The organism is Xanthomonas sp. DAR 35659 (assembly GCF_041242975.1).
GTDB classification, from domain to species: domain Bacteria; phylum Pseudomonadota; class Gammaproteobacteria; order Xanthomonadales; family Xanthomonadaceae; genus Xanthomonas_A; species Xanthomonas_A medicagonis.
In genome coordinates this window covers 4,767,651-4,783,474 of the sequence record NZ_CP162488.1, presented here as the reverse complement: position 1 = coordinate 4,783,474, position 15,824 = coordinate 4,767,651, and the positions used below count along the sequence as shown (strand labels likewise).

The following is a 15,824-nucleotide window of genomic DNA, read 5'->3' as shown; positions in this document are numbered from 1 at the left end:
CCGGCCTGGCTGCCTACCTGCTAGCCTGCTTGCTGCGGCACAGCCGGAGGTTGGTTCTCGCGGCGCGCACGATGGACAGGTAGTCGTCCGCCAGCATCGGCGTCCAGCCTTCCGTCACCGCATTGTCGTCCTTGCGCGCATCCTCGGCATACGGGGCGAGCGTGGCCAGGCATTGCGCGTACAGGCCGTTCCTGTACTGGGTGATGGCCAGGTCGTTGCGCATGCCGCCTTCTTCCCGCCATTCCAGCGTCGGTTGGCACTTGTCCAGCGCGGGCGCCAAGGTCGCCAGTGCGGCCTTGTAGTCCCTGCTGTCGTAGAGACGTTTGAACGTGGTCCGCGTGCGGTCGAGCGCGTCGCGGCCGCAGCCCTCCGGGACATGCAGGTATTCGGCCTGGAAGCTGCCGTTGTAGCCGCAGAAGTCCCTGCATTCGGCGGGTGTGGCGGCCTTGACCTCGATTCCTTGCGCGGTGGGGGTGAAGATCACCTTGCAAGCGTCGCTGCCGTCGTCGCTCTTGGCGATGCCTTTGGTACCGTCGAGCGTGCCGCCTAGCTCGCACATGTCCTCTCCGGAGGTGCTTTCCAGGGAGAACTTCATCGGCCCCTGTGTGTTCTGAAGCAGCAAGCGGCCCCAGCCCTTTTTCGTGATGTACTCGCCCGCCTGCGGCGCTTTACCGCCACTGGCACGCGACGCCGCTGCCGTGGCGGGGGCGCTGTCCTGCGCCTGCCCGGCGGCGGCAGCTGCCGGTTGCGCGGAGCTGGATGCTGCGCAGAACGCCGCGAGCGCCGCGCAGGGCAGCCAGGTTTTCAGGTGATGGAGCTGTGCCATGGTCGCTTCGCCGAGTCTTCCTTGTGCGGCCCTATGTAGCGCGTCGTCGCGGGCTGCGTCAATCCGCGCGGGAGCCTCGAGGAAGCGGACACTGGATTCCGTGCTGCGGCATGCTGGGCGTCACCTGGGGTGCCGGTTCGCCAGGCGCTGGAGATGGCGCCCGGTTGGCGGGCAACGCGCGTTGCATCGATGGCCGTCCTGCCAATCCTCGAGCACGCGCGCTGCGCTCTCCGATGGCGCGCCGGACCGAACTATTGATGCTGCAATGGCGCGCCAGCTACAAGGACGCTTTCACGGAGCAGCGCTCACGCTGGCGCTTTTTCGGACTCACGGGTCGCTCGGCGATCACCGCGGAGTCGAACCAGCACAACTCCATGCTATCGCCGCCGGCAGCGGATGCGCAGCAGCGCCACTCAGTCGGCCTCCTGCGCGCGCAGGTGGCCGGCCAGCAACGGATGCAGCACCGGCGGCATCGGCATGTCGCGCTTGCCCGCGTCCCACTGTTGCAGGAACGGCGCCAGGTGGCGGCGCTGCCACGCGTTGAGGCGGGTGAGCGCGGCATGGCGTGCGCGCAGGCGCTCGACCATGCTCGCCGCGCCGGCCACATCGTCTTGCGCCAGATGATGGAAGACGAAGGCCAGCAGCAGGCTGTCGGGGCTGTCGAACAGCACTTCCGGCGGGATGGCGCCGGTGTCGTCGCCTTCCTCCAGCAGGTGCAGCAAGGTGTCGATGTCGCGTGCGAACAAGGCGTCCGGGAACTGCCGGGCGACGAAGCCGAAGTAGTTCGCGTCGAGCGCGGGCAGCGCGGCCGCCAGGCGGTCGAGCGCGGCGCACAGGTGCGCATCGTCGCTGGCCGGGTCCAGTACCCAGCCGCCAAACGCGCCGATGTCCTCGCTGGCGAGCACGCCGTGGTCCAGGAAGCCGGCGGCGCTGTCCTGGAAGTGCAGGTCGTGCAACTCGGCGGTCGCAACGCGCTGTTGCCATCCAAGCAGCGTGGCATGCTGCATGCCGACATGCACCATCAGCACGCCCAGCGCAGGTTCGTGGTGCACCCACAGCGCATGATGGCCGCCGTCGCGCTCGCGGACCCAGTGCCGCCGCGGCGCCGGCGCAGCGGTCACAGGCACCCAGCCCAACCCCTGCATCGGGCCATCCAGCCGCTGCGCGACCAGCGCGGGAATCCGCTCGCGCACACGCACCTGCTGCGCCAGCGCCTTGTCGCGCGCCGCGCGTAGCGCGCTCGGGCGCCGCTTGGGCTCCAGGAAGAAGCGCAGGCCAGCGCTGCGTTCGACATCGTCGCGGTCGCCGGCGTCGGCCAGCCGCGGCAGCGCGAGATCCTCCGGGACGCCGCGCCGGCGTTTGAGCCCTCGGTGCGCGGCGAGCGCGCGGATGGCCTGCAGCGTGTCCGAGGCGAGCAGCCCATCCAGCGAGGCGGCGATACCGTCCTCTGCGCCGAACACGTCCTCCAGCCAACCGTTTACCAGGAGCGCGTACCAGTCGTTGAACAGCGCGCCATCGTCGGCCTGGTCCGCGAGCGCCAGCACATCGTGCAGCAGGACCGGCAGCGGCAACACGGTCCCGGGCGTCGTCTGGCGATACAGCACGCGCGCGCCGTCCTCCCACTCCAGGTACAGCGCGTCACCCTCGTGCTCGATCCAGCCTGGCGTATCGGCCGCGTCGGCGCGGGCGCGCAGCGTGGCGTCGGCGAGCGCATCCAGCGACGTGCGCAGCAACACGCCGCGACGCAGTAGCACCTCGGTCATCCGGAACCAGATCAGGCTGGTGTCGTAGCGCGCCTGCAGGTCCAGTACGCCGTGGATCAGCGCCGCCTGGCGCTCAGGATCCAGCGCGCTGTGGTCGATGAGGTGGATGGTGGCTTCGACCAGATCCTCGATGGCGTGCTGTGACATGCGTGTCCTCCCTGCGATCCTTGGGGCAGGCGGCAGCTTAGCCGCCCGCCTGCGGCGCTGGGATGAACGGCGCCGGATCGGGTCGCCGCATACGGCGGCGGAGCGCGGATGCGTCCCGCCGCGCACGGGTGCATGCTGTGCGTCTGGGTGTCGCCTGGGCGCCCGCGCGCAACACGGGAGGAGTCTGCAGTGGAGTGGGTCGCGTTCCTCATGGTGCTGGGCTTCGGCCTGTTGTTTCTGGCGATCACGCTGCTGTCCTGGCGCAAAGGAGTGACCGGCGCGCACCGGTTGGTGTTCTACCGGGCACGCCAGCCGCGCCGGTTCTGGTGCGTGCTGCTGGTGTACGCGCTGATGTCGGCGTGGATGCTGGTGCTGGGCGTGCGGATGGGGCTGCACTTGCTGGGGCTGTCCTGATCCGGATGCCTTGTCCGCCAGGATCGGCTAGCATCGGCGCGCGATGGGCGGCGCTGCGCCGGCCGGCAAGGGGACATCGATGAAACACATTCTGCTGGCCGCCGCGGTGGCGAGCCTGCTTTGCGCCTGCACCGTGGTCTCGCCCGATCCCGGGCAGCAGGCGGTTCTGGTGGACAAGCCCGTGTTGTTCGGCAAGGGCGGCATCCGCCTGGACGACGTGCGCGATCCCGGCCGCACCTACGCCTGGTTGACCACCTCGGCGGTGTATGTGGACGTCACACCGCAGACGGTGCAGGTGGCGTTCGACGATTTCTCCTCCAGTGACAATATCCTGTTGGACTTCTCTACCCAGATCCAATACCGGATCACCGCGCCGGCCAAGCTGCTGTCGGGCTTCGGGTAGGACTGGTTCAAGAACAACGTCGCCAGCCAGTACGCGGCGATCGTGCGCGACCAGGTGAAGCGCTACGACATGACGCGGATGATGAGCGACCCCGACACCGCGCGGAAGATCGACGACGCGGTCACCGAGAACGTGCGCGCACTGGTCAAGCAGCAGGGCCTGCCGATCGAGATCCAGAACATCACCCTCGGCCGTGCGCGCCCCAATCCGGACGTGTTGCAGCAGATGAATCTCACCGCCGCGCAGCAGCAGCGGGTCAAGACCTTGGTCGAGGCGACCACCGCCGAACGCCAGCGCGAGCAGGAGCAGGTAGCCAAGGCCGATGCCGACAATGCCTATCGCAACCGCATGGGGCTGACCCCCGAGCAGTACCTGGCCAGCCAGATCGCCCAGGTCAATGCCGACGCCTGCGCCAAGGCGCAGGCGTGCTACATGGTGCCGTCCGGGACCTCGGTGGTCGCCAAGTAGGCTGTACCTGGCGGCCGCGACGTTGCGAGATGCCTGGCTGCTCTGGATGCCAGGCATCGGCGGCGACTTGGTGTGCGCCGTCGATCAGCGATATGGTCCCCAGCGTGGCCCCCCGCTCTCCGTGGCACACCACGCTGCGCCGTCGATTCGATGGTCGATCCATGTAGCGTGCAGTAACGCGTTCACCCAGGTCGATCGCACTGTCCGGCCTAACTTTCGAGACACCCGCATGCGTTCCAGTCATTTCGAGCCTTCTCGCCCCGTTCTCTTCCTGGTCGCGCTCACCCTCTCGGCCACTGCCGTCGCGGCCACGCCGTTCGTCAAACTGGGAAAGACGCTGGCGGACGTGCCGCCTTGCCGCGCCGAGGAGGCCAGCAGGAAGGCGCATCCTCCGCTGTATCCCGGATTCCTGGGGACATCGGGCATCAAGGGGACTGTGCTGATCGATGTCGCGCTCGAGAACAAGGCGGACGCGCCGGCGGCACCCGCGCCGGCGGAGCTCGCCGGACTGCAGGCCAGCGACGTGCAGGTGCAGCGCTCCACGCGCAATCGCGATCTCGACCGGATCGCGATGCAGACGGCCCGCAAGTGGCGTTATGTCTGTCCGTCGAGCGTGCCGGAGGCGCAGCGTTGGGCGAGGGTGGACATCGCGATGGATCCGGCGGTGCTCGGCTCGGATCACAGCCAGCCGTTGCCGCAGCGCTTTGCCATCGGCTATTTCCCGTCGTGGCTGAACGCACAACGGGCACAGCCAGGCCGCCGCGCGACGCAGCGCGACGACCGCTTGATGCCTCGCGGCAGCGTCGACCAGATCGCGGCGACGGTGCAGGCCGATCCCGCGTTCAAGAAAGACGAGACCCGGAAGCCGTTTGCGATGAACGCCACCTGGAACGAGCGTGAGCAGCTGGCGCTGATCTGGTGGTTGTCCGACGAGCGCAACGGACGCGCCAAGGCGGCGGTCCTGATCGTCGACGATTATCCGAACAAGGCGCGCACCTACGCCGTACGCTGCGAATCCTCCGCGGAGACCTGCGCCACGTTCGCTCAATGGCTGAAATCGGTCATGGGCACCTGGCATCCGATGGCGACCTGGGAGGCGGCGCCCGCTGGACCGACATCGCCGTGATGAACGGATCGATGTGACGCCTGCCAGCGCGCAGGCCGTGACCGCATCCGTGCATCGCAGGCCGCACGCGGTCGACGGCGGTGCGCCAACCCGCTCAGCTGCTCTCCAGCCCGCAGTAGACATTGGAGAAATCCTGCTTGGCGAGGTCGCTCTTGTGGATTACGAAGTACACCTCGCCCGCGTCCCAGAAGCAGAAGCCGGGCTGCGGGTCCGAGGCGACGCGCAGCAGCACCATGAAATCCTCGGGCCGGCCGTGCAGCCGGTTGGCGGCTTCGCTGAGCGGGGTGTCGTGCTGCTTGAACACATGGCTGTTCACGCCGTGCACCGGGTGCACGGTGGACTGCGCCTGCAGGCGCTCGCGCAGCGATTCCACCAGGTCGTAGGCCTCCTCCAGTTCGCTCAGGCCGCCGGCCGCGCCCTCGTAGTAGGCGTCGTCGGAATAGAAATGCGGCACGCTGATCCAACTGGCCGCGTTCGCGCGGTAGGGCGTGGACACGTCCTCGTCCTCGAACTGCAAGGCATCCCCCGCCAACGCCGCGGCGCTGCGCAACGTGTCGCCTGGCCCGTCGTAATGGAACACCCGCGGCACCAGCTCTTCCTGGTCGGAGATGAAGAAGTACAGCACGCCGCTGCGCGGCAGATAGGTCTGCAACGGCGCCAACTGCGTGCAGTCCAGTTGCGCGATGAACAGCATCGGCCGGGTGGTGCCGTCGGCGTCGGTGTGATGCGGATAGGCCATGCCCGGCGGCAGGTCGGGCAGGCCGCCGAAGCGGGTATTGCCGCGTGTCGCGTAGTCGTCCGGCGCGTCCGTGGCCAGCGCCACCGCGCGCCAGGCCAGTGCCTGCATTCCGTCGTGGTAGGGCGCCCATTGCGCGTCATTGGCCAGGGCTTGCGCAAGGCGCTCCACCAACGTCGGATCGCTGCGCACGAAGAAGGCATCGTCGTCGAAGCCGATGGTGCCCTGCCCGTCGGCGCCCTTGTAGCGGTAGTCCAGCAACGCATGCTTCTTGGGCAGTTCCAGGTCCAACTTCTCGATGCGTTCCAGTCCGGCCGGCAGCGCGGTCAAGGGATTGTCGGTGAGATCCAGCGAGCGCAGTGCCGGCAATGCCGCGACGCTCGCCGGCACGGTCCGCAGTTGGTTGTGTGCGAGCGAGAGCGTCTTGAGCGTGGCCGGGAAGAGCGCCTCGGGCAGGTGCGTGAGCGCGTTGTTGTCCAGCACGCAGTGCTCCAGCGGGAGCCACAGCAGCTCCGGCGGCAAGGTGTCGATGGCGGTTCCGGTGATGTGCAGGCGGCGCAAGGCGCGCAGGGCGCCGAGCGTCGCTGGCAGCCGCGCCAACGCACTGGCGCGCACGATGTTTAGTTCCTCCAGGTGCGACAGGCCCGCCAACGCCTCGGGCAGTTCCCGCACGCCATGCGTGGCATCGGCATCTTCGTCGTAGTAGAGACTGAGGGAACGCAGTGCCGGATAGGCGAGGAGCGCATCCGGCAACCCGGGTCCCGGCAGGTTGGACAGATGTACGTGACGCGGCACATCGGCGGGCGCACTCGCCAGCTCATCCATCGAGGTGAAACGGTAGTTCTTCCAATTCAGCGCGTCCAAGGCCAGCTTGCGCGCGATGCGTACCGGGTAGCGGTGCCCCGCGCCGTACGCCTGCAGATAGCCGCTGAAGCCGACCCAGCCCTGTTCCAGGACCAGCTCGCCCCAGAGCTTGAGGTCGTGACGCAGCCCGCCGGACCACAGATAGGCCTGGTGCGCGGGTTCGCGATCGTTCTCGAAGCGGATGCGGCCGGTGGGGACGCCGGCGGCGTGCACGCCCTTTACCGAGAAGCGGAAATAGACCTTGTTCTCCTCCACCAGATGCGGCCGCGCGGCGGCGTCGCCCTTGCGTGCCTTGGCCTGCAGGTCGATGGTCAGTTCGCCGCCGGTGTTGCTCGCGGTGTCGATGCGCGGCGTGGTCTTGCGCGGGAAGTCGAACGCCAGGTCGTCGATGCGGAAGACGTCCTCGCCGTTCTCGGGAATCCGGAACGGCTCGGCCGCCGCGGTCGCCGGCGCGGGATGCGGGTCGTCGCTCGCGGTTTCCTCTTCGTCGTCATCATCGTCGTCGTCGTCGCCGAACATCTGCTGCATCCAGCGCTCGTGCGCCGCCAACGCGGCGGCGGGATCACCGGTGACGCGCAGGCTGCGCAGCGCGGTTTCCAACACCGGGAAGTGCTCGGCCTCGGTGCCGACGGGACAATCGCCGGCGATGTCCAGGGACAGCGTCTCGTCCAGTTGCACCATGGCGAACAGGTAGGCGTAGCCATTGCCGTGCAAGGTCATCTGCGCCGCAGGGCGGCCGTCGATCGTCAGCGTCTGCTCCGTCAACAGCGTCGCCTCGCCACGGCGCGTGCGGCAGTCGACGCGGAAGGCGGCCCACGGATCGGTGGCATCTGCATCGTACGGGGCCTTGCGCCGCACGATCACGATGCCTAACGAGACTTCGTCGTCGCCGACGGGATACGCGGCCTTGATGAACTGGCCGATCTGGCGCACGACGGTGAAGCGATCGGGCAGGTCGATGGAGAGGGCATCGGTCTGGACAGTGCGCATGACGTGGGATTGGAGTATGGCGAGGTGGCCGCAGCTTACCCCCCCTTTTTTGCGTCTGTCATGCGCGCGAACGCGTGCCGCACTCCCGACCATCGGCTCGACGCGTGGTGGCGTGACGCCGCGACGATGACGGCGGAGTATCGATATCATGCGCGGGACCGAGCGGCATATAGGCATCATCGCGTCAGCGCGGACGCCATGCCGTATCGCATGCAGTGGCGATGAGCTCGGCGTTGCCGACGGCGTGCCGATCACGCTGCCGAGCGCATTCATGGAGGCCAGTTGGAAAGTACTCGCCACGACAAGACGCAGCGCGCCCCATCCACGCGCCTATATGCGCTGCTGGCGCGCGAGGGCCGCTGCGGCGTGATCTTTCGCCGCGGGCCCAGCAAACAGGTCCAGCTCATCCGTTGGGATCTGCGCACGGACACGTTCGAGCACGGGCAATGGTTCAAGGGCCGTATCTACGAGCGGCGCTGCGACCTGTCGCCATCGGGCAGGTTGCTGGTCTACTTCGCCTCCACGCAGCGCGGCGAGTTCGGTACATGGACCGCGCTTTCGCGCCCGCCGTTCTTCACCGCCCTGGCGCTGTGGCCCAAGGGCGATTCCTGGGGCGGTGGTGGCATGTTCGAGGACGAGCGGACATTGCTGTTGAACCATGCGCCGTTGGAAGGCCGCACGCCATTCCCGATGCCGGCCGGGTTCGCGCTGGCGCCGGACATGCGTGTGCGCCCGTTCGGGCACTATCCGGGTCGCGGCGAAGACGAGCCGATCGACAGCGCGCTGCGGCAGCGCGATGGCTGGCAGGTACTGGATGTCGGCGAGAGTGAACGCGATCGGTTGCGAGGCGATACGTTCCATCGGTTCAGCCGCCCGCGGGTATCGGAGAAGCAGGGCGTCGGCGGTCGCCGCCTGCAGGCGGTGCTGCACGCGATTGGACGCCGCAATGCGCCCTGGTATTCGCTCGACTACCGGATCATGGACCGCGACGGCGTGTTGTTGCTGGCGTTGCCGGACACCGACTGGGCGGACTGGGACGGCGGCGATCTGGTGTTCGCGCGCGGTGGCTGCCTGTATCGTCTCGTGAAGAGCGATATCCCGCGTTCGCAACAGGAGAGCGCGCCTGCGTTTCGCCTGCTGCATGATTTCCGCGGCGCCCGCTTCGCGCCGCTGGACACTTCGGCGGAAGTAAGCAAGTACTGAGCGGTGGCGAAGGATTCGCGCCTGGCGCCCCGCGCCCGTCGCGCGGCGGTTTCGCGGCGGTGACGTGCTGGCGCCACCAGGCAACGTTGCGTCTGAATAATTCAGTGCGGCTGCATGAGCCTTCTTCACCTTGGTGGCGCGATGCTGCGGTCTCCATTCGAGAGGGAAGCGAGCATGAAACAGTCACTGTTGGTCCTGTCCATCGCCGCCGTGCTGACGCTTGCCGGCTGCAAGCCCAATGCCGACAAGGACGCCGCGGCACCCGCCGAGCAGGCGCCGGCCGCATCCGCCGAACCGACGCCCGCGGGTGGCGCGGCCACGCCCACCACGCCCCCGGTCGGCCAGCCCGGCCCGGCGCCGGAAGGCGCGGCACGCGCGAGTTCCGGGGACGACATCGCACTGGGCTTGCTGGGTGCGGTCGACAAGAACGAAATCGCCGCGGCGAAGCAGGCGCAGGAGAAGAACGTGACCGGCGCGGTGCTGGAGTACGCGAAGATGATGGAGAAGGAACACACCGCGAACCTGGAAAAGACCCAGGCGCTGGGCACGCTGGCCGAGACGCCGGACGTCAAGCAGTTGGAGAGCAAGGGCGAGCAGGAACTGAGCACGCTTGGGCAGAAGTCCGGCAAGGACTACGCGGCGGCCTACATCGACGCGATGATCGCCGGGCACAAGGAGGCGCTGCAGTTGCTGGATACGCAGATGACGGCGGCGGCCTCGACCGAACCGGTCAAGAAGCATCTGGCCGAGACCAAGACCCACGTCGAGCAGCACCTGGCGAAGGCGGAAGAGATCAAGAAGTCGATGTGAGCATGGGTGCGGCAGGTCGCCGATCTGCCGCGCCTGGCTTGCCGCGTGATATCGAACGCGGCAAGCCCCTCTGGTCGACCTGCGCCGATGCCTGCGAGTTCATCGACTGGCCCAGTTCATGCCGGGAAGCGGCGATCGCGCAAGCCATCTGCGTCAGGCAAGCGCATCCAATGGCGGGGCGTTAAGGACGCTTTGCCGACGGCCTGCCTTTCGACAGGGTGCCGTGCGCGGCCGTGCCGTTTTCCGGTGTCAGCGTGATCGTGTTGCCGGACAGCACGACCGACGCGCAGTGGCTGGTCCGAAAGGGATTCGGATGCTCCGGCGGAAGCGGCGAGATGCACAACCAGCGCCGGTCGGGACGGAACAGCCACTGCACGCGCTCGGTCGTCGTCCAGTTGCCGTCCGTACGCCGCAGTTCCTCGCCACGGCCATCCGCGCCGAGGTAGTAGGCGCGTCCGTCCGCCTGCCCGGTGGGCGCCTCCCGCACCAACGTGGCATCGGTGAGGGCGCGCAGCATGCGCTGCGATTGCGCCATCGCCTGCGGTGCCAGGTGGCGCGTATCGCCGGTTTCCAGCAGCCCGGCAAGCACCTGGTCGTCCTGGCGCAACAGCACGCGGTCGCCGGTGATGGCGATGGTCATGCAGTCCTCTCCGCGCGTCCACGCGGTGCACCATCGGCCTTGCGGATCGATTCGCCAGCGGAAGTCCTGTGTCTTCACCTTGCCGACGTCGTCGCCGAAGGACTCCTCGTCCTGCAGCCAGCGCCCGCTGCCGTCCGCCAGCAGGTGGTAGGCGCTGTACTGATGCCGGCTTCCGATCGCCACGATCGCGAGCGTATTGCCGACCAGCGCGTGGACCGCATCGGCGCCTTGCAGACGCCGTGGCGCCTGGCCGCGCGCGCGCGCTTCCAACCCGTTCGGATCGCCCGGCAGGACGGTGCCGTCGCGGATGTCGCCGGTATCCAGCGTCAGCCTGACCCGGTCGCCTGCGAAGGTGTACGTCGCGCATTCCCCTGGCTGCGGAGCGCCGCGCGTCGTCCGAGTCACGCAGAATGTGCCATCGGAGTAGGTGAACCAGTGGATCGGCGCAGGCGCCTGGTCGCGTCCGGCTTGCAGGATCCAGCCGCTCCCGTCCTCGGCCAGATAGGCCGTGGTGCCGGCCGCGCCATCCGGACCGGGGAGCGAAAGCGTGTTGCCCGCCATGCGCTTGCCGATGGAACCGAAGGTCATGGGCTGTGCCGTGGCCTGGACCCCGCAGGTGGCGCTGACCAGGAACAACACGCAGAGCCAGCGGCGGTGCTTCGTTGCTTTCATGCTTCATTCCCTTGGTGTGTTGAGGCGGCTTGCGATTCGGTCGGCGGCGGTGGCCGTCCGTGCTGGCGAAGCGGCGGCGGCCCGCGATCCGTGCCAGCGGGTGGATCGCCGCAGTATCGCAGAGAGGGTGGCGGACGTTGCGGGCAGGCCCGGCACGTCGAGGCACGGCAGGCGCCACGGGCGTGGAGCATGGCGCGGCGATCCGGTCTCCGTCGGGATGGGCGATGCCTGTACGGCTTCGGGTGGTGTCGGGGCGCCACGTCATTGACGTGTGCCGCCATGGGGGGATGCTCGCGAGCGTTCCCGCTAGACTTGGCCATTCCATGATCTGGTGCGACCCGATGAACCCCTGCCGCCGCTTCGTGTTGCTGGCCTTGCTGGCCGTGTTCGGTGTCGCGCAGGCGCAGGGCACCGATCGGCGGATCGCCGTGACCATCGACGACCTGCCCTGGCAGCGCTTGGGCAAGACCCCGGACGCGTTGGCGCCGGCATACCACGCGCAGCTGATGGCGGCGCTGAAGCAGGCGAACGTGCCCATCGTCGGCTTCGTCAACGAGGACAAGCTCGAACAGGGTGGCGAAGTGCAGCCGCAGCGCGTGGCGATGTTGCGCGACTGGCTGGACGCCGGCTACGAACTGGGCAATCACACCTATGGCCACGTCAATCTGCACGAAGTGGGGCTGCCGGCCTATGAGGAGGCCATCGTGCGCGGCGAACGCACCCTGCGCCCGTTGCTGGCCGAGTACGGGCAGCCGTTGCGCTGGTTCCGCCACCCGTACCTGGCCACCGGCCGCAGCGAGGCCGACCGTGAGGCGGTGGTCGCCTTCGTCACCGCGCGCGGCTATCGCATTGCGCCGGTCACCGTGGACAACGGCGAGTGGGTGTGGGCGTTCGCCTATGCGCGCGTGCTGGAGACCGAGCCGGCAGGCCCCGCGCGCGAGGCGACGTTGCTGCGGCTGCGCAAGGGCTACGTGCCGTACATGCTCAACAAGCTGGATTATTTCGAGGCGCAATCGCAGCGGCTGTTCGGCCGTCGCATCGCGCAGGTCTGGCTGATGCACGCCAACGAGTTGAACGCGGCCGCGTTCCCGGACCTGATCGCCGCCACCCGCCGCCGCGGCTATGCGTTCGTGACCCTGGACGAGGCGCTGCGCGACCCGGCCTACCAACACGCCGAGGGTTACACCGGTCGCGGCGGCATCAGTTGGCTGCACCGCTGGGCGATGGCCGAGCACAAGCCCAAGGACTTCTACGCCGGCGAGCCGGCGGTGCCGGGCTGGGTATTCAAGCTGGCGGGCGTCGACTCGGAATAGGCGCCGCCAGCGATGCGCGCCCGGTGCCGTTCACGGCGTCGCGCACCGCGCCGCGGCACCATGCAGCCCTCTCACCTCGGCACTCCAGCCATGCCCGCGTCCAGGACCCCGCCGTGGAAGAAGCCCAAGCCGCGCGGCCAACGCGCACAACCGTTGTCGCCCTCTCAGAAGGCGGCCGCCCGGCAGCGCGCCGAGCAAAACGGCCGCAGATACCCGAACCTGGTCGACAACATGTGGGCGGCGCGACAACCGCGCGGCGAGACCGTGGCAGGCACCGCCGAGGAGGAGTAGCGTGGATCGGCACCTTTGGGTGGGCGTCGCCCTTCTCTAGCAGTGGACGGCGTTCGTCCTGCGCGCCGCATCGCTAGCCGCGTCTGCGGCGCTACGCGTTCCTAGTCGCCACCGGGTTGGCCTAGCCGCCACCGGGTTGGTTCACCAGAGCGCACAGGCGGTCGAGTTCAATCAGCAGTCGCTCGCTGAGCCGCAGGGAGGAGTCCTGGTCGGGATGCACGCCGTCGATGGTTTGCACCGGCATGCTGTCCCAGCCCGCATGCGCGGTGCCGGTCTCGGCGGCCACTTGGTGGATCACCGTGTTGATCGCGGCGAGGTTGTCGCGCTGTGCCTGCGAGAGGCGGTCCAGGTTCAATTGCGAAACGCCGGTGACCAGCGGGAGGCTGCCGTTGTTCAGCGTCGTCGCGATGAGATGCCGGTAGTAGCCGCGGAACGTTTCCGCATCGAAATCGGCGCGCGCGTAGTCGTTCGCGCCGACCTGCAACACCGTCAGTGTGGAGATGTGGGGCAGCGCGGCGTACGCCGCTTGCGGCCCACGCGGATACAGCGCCGGATCGGCGCCGGGAAACGGTTCGGTGTAGCCGTTGACCAGATCCCGCGTATTCAGTCCCGCGGCGGTGCGGTTGTCGATCCACGCGCCGACCCGCGCGCGCAGATAGGCTTCGGGCGTGATCTCGAGTTGCATGCCGGGACGGTTCGCGTATCCGTACAGGATGCTGTCGCCGTTGAGTTCGATGCTGCAGTACGCGAAGCTCGGCGCGGCGCTGCCGCCGCCGACCGCCATTAGCAGCAACGCCAACCAGTTGCGGGGGCTACGTGCCATGTCGACTCCCTGGTTCGGCCGCCATCGCAGCCCTGTTCCATGAAAGACGAGTGGCGGTCGTCACTCCCTACTGCGTTCGGTAGACAAGCGTTGGCCATTGGTCGGCGACGCGGCCCGCGACGGCGCTGCGTCCAGCGTGCGCAGCACCGCCTTGTCGAGACTGGCGGCCACGCCGATGCTGCGTCCGGCGAGGTTGGCCACCCGGTACTGCACCGCCACGCCGAGCACCTGCGTGGCCTGCGCCAGCGAGAGGCCATAACCTTGTTGCAGCCAGTGCAACAGGCCGGAGGTGGCGATGCGCAGCGCATCGTCGCTGGAGCCGGCCTGGCCCAAGGTCATGATGCGTTCGGGCGACTCCACCCGCGGCATCGCGATCGCCTGATGCTTGATCAGCTCGACCCGCAGCTCCACGTCCAGTGAGGTCTCCAGCGCCCATTGCGTGGTCTCGCCGTCGCCTTGCAGCGCATGGCCGTCGCCGAAATACAGCAGGGCGCCTGGCTGCTGGACCGGCAGGTACACCGTGTTGCCTTCGACCACGGCATTGAAGTCCATGTTGCCGCCGCTGGCGCCGGTGTCGCCGGTGGACAGCGCGGCGTTGCCGAAGCCCGGTACCAGCGCCAGGCCGCCGAGCATCGGCCGCACCGGCACCGCGAAGCGCTGCATCGGTCCTTCCGCCTGCTGCGGAGAGGCGAGCTGGGCGGCGCGGTCCAGGCGCCAGCGCACGTGCTTGCCGAGACCGCCGGCCTGCGCCGCCACGCGTGGGGTCTGCAGGCGTTCGACCAGGCCGTCGAGGCTGTCCGCCCAGTCGCGGTTGAGGCGCAGCGCGACCAGGTGGATCGCGAGCGTGTCGCCGGGTTCGGCGCCGGCGACGAAGAACGGTCCGACCTGCGGGTTGCCGAACAGCGCGCGGGTGACGCCGGCGGCGTCCACGCCGCCCGAGTCCAGGGTCCGCGTGCGCAATGTGTCGCCCGGCCAGATCACCAGCACCGGCGCGCGCTCGGCGCTGAAGACGTTGGCGTAGTCGCTGGGCGCGAAATCGTGGGTGCGCGGCGTATCGGCGTCGCGGTCCGGCACGCGCCAGGCCTCGAAGGTGTGGCTGGCGCGCACGCCCGCGGCGTTGGGATCGGGTTGGTCGCTGCGCCCACGCATGCGTTCGCCATCGATGCGGCCATCGAAGCGATAGACGCGACCGTCGGCGGAGAGGGCGGTGAAGGCGAGCGTGTCGCCGTGGCGGCTGCCGCGCACCGGATCGGCGTCGAGCCGTCCTTGCAGGTGCGCGCCGCTCGCCTCCAGTTCGAGCGTCTGTTGGAGGCGGTTTCCCCACAGATCGGTGGTCACGATCCATTGTTCCTTGCACCACGCGGGCGCCGAGGCTGCCACCGCGAGCGTCGCCGCGAGGACGCGTTGCAGGCCCTTGAGGTGCATCGGTGTTCCCCTGCGGAAATTTGACTACAAATGTAGTCAATACTGGTGCCGACAGGAGATGCCGGAAGTCATGGCCAGCGCACAGCAGGGCGATCAGGCTCCAGGCGAGCATATGCAGCGTTCGCTCGATGAACGCCATCGCACCGGCGCACGTGACGCCCCTTGGTGCCGGCGGGTCCGTGCCCATGCTGTGCGTGCCGGCATCGAGCCGGTCATCCCCTCCAGGTATCCGGTATGACCCCGCAAGAACAACAGCTACTCGAAGACTTCCTGGCGCGCGTCCGCAATGCCGGAGGTCTCGCCAAGGACCCGCAGGCCGACGCGCTGATCCGCGAGCGCCTGGCCGGCCAGCCCGACGCGGCCTACCTGCTGGTGCAGCGGGCCTTGTTGCTCGAACACGCGCTGGAGAATGCTAAGGCGCAAATCGCCCAGTTGCAGCAGGCAGCACCGCCGCCACCGCCCGCCGCCAGCTTCCTTGGGCAGGACTTCAATGCGGCGCCGCCGCCGGCGCCGTCCGCGTCCGCGCAACAGCCTGCTGCACCGGGATGGCGCGAGCGCCTGTTCGGCGGTGGCCCTGCCGCGTCGCAGCCGGCGCCGGTCGCGGCTCCAGCGGCACGCGCGCCGAGTTTTCTCGGCACCGCTGCGACCACGGCCGCCGGCGTGGCCGGCGGCATGTTCCTGTTCGAGGGCGTGGAGAGCCTGCTTGGCGGCCACCATGGCGGGTTCCTCGGTGGCGGGGCCGCCCAACCCACCGTGGTCGAGAACGTCACCAACAACTACTACGACGATGCGCCGTTGCAGGATGCCGATCAGGACTTTGCCGACGATCCGGGCGCGGACGACGACAACTGGGTGTAGTCCGGGTCCCACAGGTGTTCCGATGCGATGGCCGGACGGGCGCGTCCGGCCA

13 protein-coding genes and 1 pseudogene are annotated in these 15,824 nt (G+C 68.5%); 8 read left to right on the top strand and 6 right to left on the bottom strand.

Annotated features, from left to right (window positions below; translation table 11 throughout):
* Positions 1 to 13 precede the first annotated feature (13 nt).
* Together AB3X07_RS20265 and AB3X07_RS20260 are read right to left on the bottom strand one after the other, a co-directional pair.
* Complete coding sequence (locus tag AB3X07_RS20265) at positions 14 to 826, bottom strand: hypothetical protein (protein WP_369940672.1); 813 nt, start codon at positions 824 to 826, stop codon at positions 14 to 16.
* Between the two features lie 413 nt (positions 827 to 1,239).
* Complete coding sequence (locus tag AB3X07_RS20260) at positions 1,240 to 1,572, bottom strand: hypothetical protein (RefSeq protein ID WP_369944825.1); 333 nt, start codon at positions 1,570 to 1,572, stop codon at positions 1,240 to 1,242.
* Between the two features lie 1,353 nt (positions 1,573 to 2,925).
* Here AB3X07_RS20260 and AB3X07_RS20255 point away from each other — a divergent pair.
* From AB3X07_RS20255 to AB3X07_RS20245, 3 genes and pseudogenes are all read left to right on the top strand, one after another.
* On the top strand, positions 2,926 to 3,150 hold the full coding sequence (locus tag AB3X07_RS20255; protein WP_369940670.1) for a hypothetical protein: 225 nt from the start codon (positions 2,926 to 2,928) through the stop codon (positions 3,148 to 3,150).
* A gap of 91 nt (positions 3,151 to 3,241) precedes the next feature.
* Positions 3,242 to 4,021 (top strand): annotated as a pseudogene (locus AB3X07_RS20250) (SPFH domain-containing protein).
* 229 nt (positions 4,022 to 4,250) lie between these two features.
* Entirely contained in the window at positions 4,251 to 5,147 is an 897-nt protein-coding gene (locus AB3X07_RS20245; protein ID WP_369940668.1) for a hypothetical protein, read from the top strand.
* A gap of 94 nt (positions 5,148 to 5,241) precedes the next feature.
* Here the strand turns inward: AB3X07_RS20245 and AB3X07_RS20240 are convergent, their stop codons facing one another.
* On the bottom strand, positions 5,242 to 7,737 hold the full coding sequence (locus AB3X07_RS20240; RefSeq protein ID WP_369940666.1) for a DUF1963 domain-containing protein: 2,496 nt from the start codon (positions 7,735 to 7,737) through the stop codon (positions 5,242 to 5,244).
* 282 nt (positions 7,738 to 8,019) lie between these two features.
* Here AB3X07_RS20240 and AB3X07_RS20235 point away from each other — a divergent pair, with 282 nt between their 5' ends.
* Entirely contained in the window at positions 8,020 to 8,940 is a 921-nt protein-coding gene (locus tag AB3X07_RS20235; RefSeq protein WP_369940664.1) for a hypothetical protein, read from the top strand.
* A 174-nt stretch (positions 8,941 to 9,114) separates the two neighbouring features.
* On the top strand, positions 9,115 to 9,750 hold the full coding sequence (locus AB3X07_RS20230; protein ID WP_369940662.1) for a DUF4142 domain-containing protein: 636 nt from the start codon (positions 9,115 to 9,117) through the stop codon (positions 9,748 to 9,750).
* Between the two features lie 181 nt (positions 9,751 to 9,931).
* Here the strand turns inward: AB3X07_RS20230 and AB3X07_RS20225 are convergent, their stop codons facing one another.
* Entirely contained in the window at positions 9,932 to 11,062 is a 1,131-nt protein-coding gene (locus tag AB3X07_RS20225; protein WP_369940661.1) for a hypothetical protein, read from the bottom strand.
* Between the two features lie 341 nt (positions 11,063 to 11,403).
* Between AB3X07_RS20225 and AB3X07_RS20220 the strand changes: the two genes are divergently transcribed.
* Both AB3X07_RS20220 and AB3X07_RS20215 read left to right on the top strand, forming a co-directional pair.
* Positions 11,404 to 12,375: a polysaccharide deacetylase family protein gene (locus AB3X07_RS20220; RefSeq protein WP_369940658.1), complete on the top strand. Its 972-nt coding sequence runs from the start codon at positions 11,404 to 11,406 to the stop codon at positions 12,373 to 12,375.
* A 90-nt stretch (positions 12,376 to 12,465) separates the two neighbouring features.
* Positions 12,466 to 12,666, top strand: coding sequence for a hypothetical protein (locus AB3X07_RS20215; RefSeq protein WP_369940656.1), 201 nt, complete (start codon positions 12,466 to 12,468; stop codon positions 12,664 to 12,666).
* 121 nt (positions 12,667 to 12,787) lie between these two features.
* On the opposite strand, the gene AB3X07_RS20210 is transcribed toward AB3X07_RS20215, so the two are convergent.
* Positions 12,788 to 13,450 carry a GDSL-type esterase/lipase family protein gene (locus AB3X07_RS20210; protein WP_369940654.1) on the bottom strand — a complete coding sequence of 221 codons (663 nt, stop codon included), beginning with the start codon at positions 13,448 to 13,450 and terminating at the stop codon, positions 12,788 to 12,790.
* 99 nt (positions 13,451 to 13,549) lie between these two features.
* A complete protein-coding gene (locus AB3X07_RS20205) occupies positions 13,550 to 14,827 on the bottom strand; it encodes an acetamidase/formamidase family protein (protein WP_369940652.1) in 1,278 nt (425 codons plus the stop codon).
* A gap of 321 nt (positions 14,828 to 15,148) precedes the next feature.
* Here AB3X07_RS20205 and AB3X07_RS20200 point away from each other — a divergent pair, with 321 nt between their 5' ends.
* Positions 15,149 to 15,772, top strand: coding sequence for a DUF2076 family protein (locus tag AB3X07_RS20200; protein ID WP_369940650.1), 624 nt, complete (start codon positions 15,149 to 15,151; stop codon positions 15,770 to 15,772).
* Positions 15,773 to 15,824 lie beyond the last annotated feature (52 nt).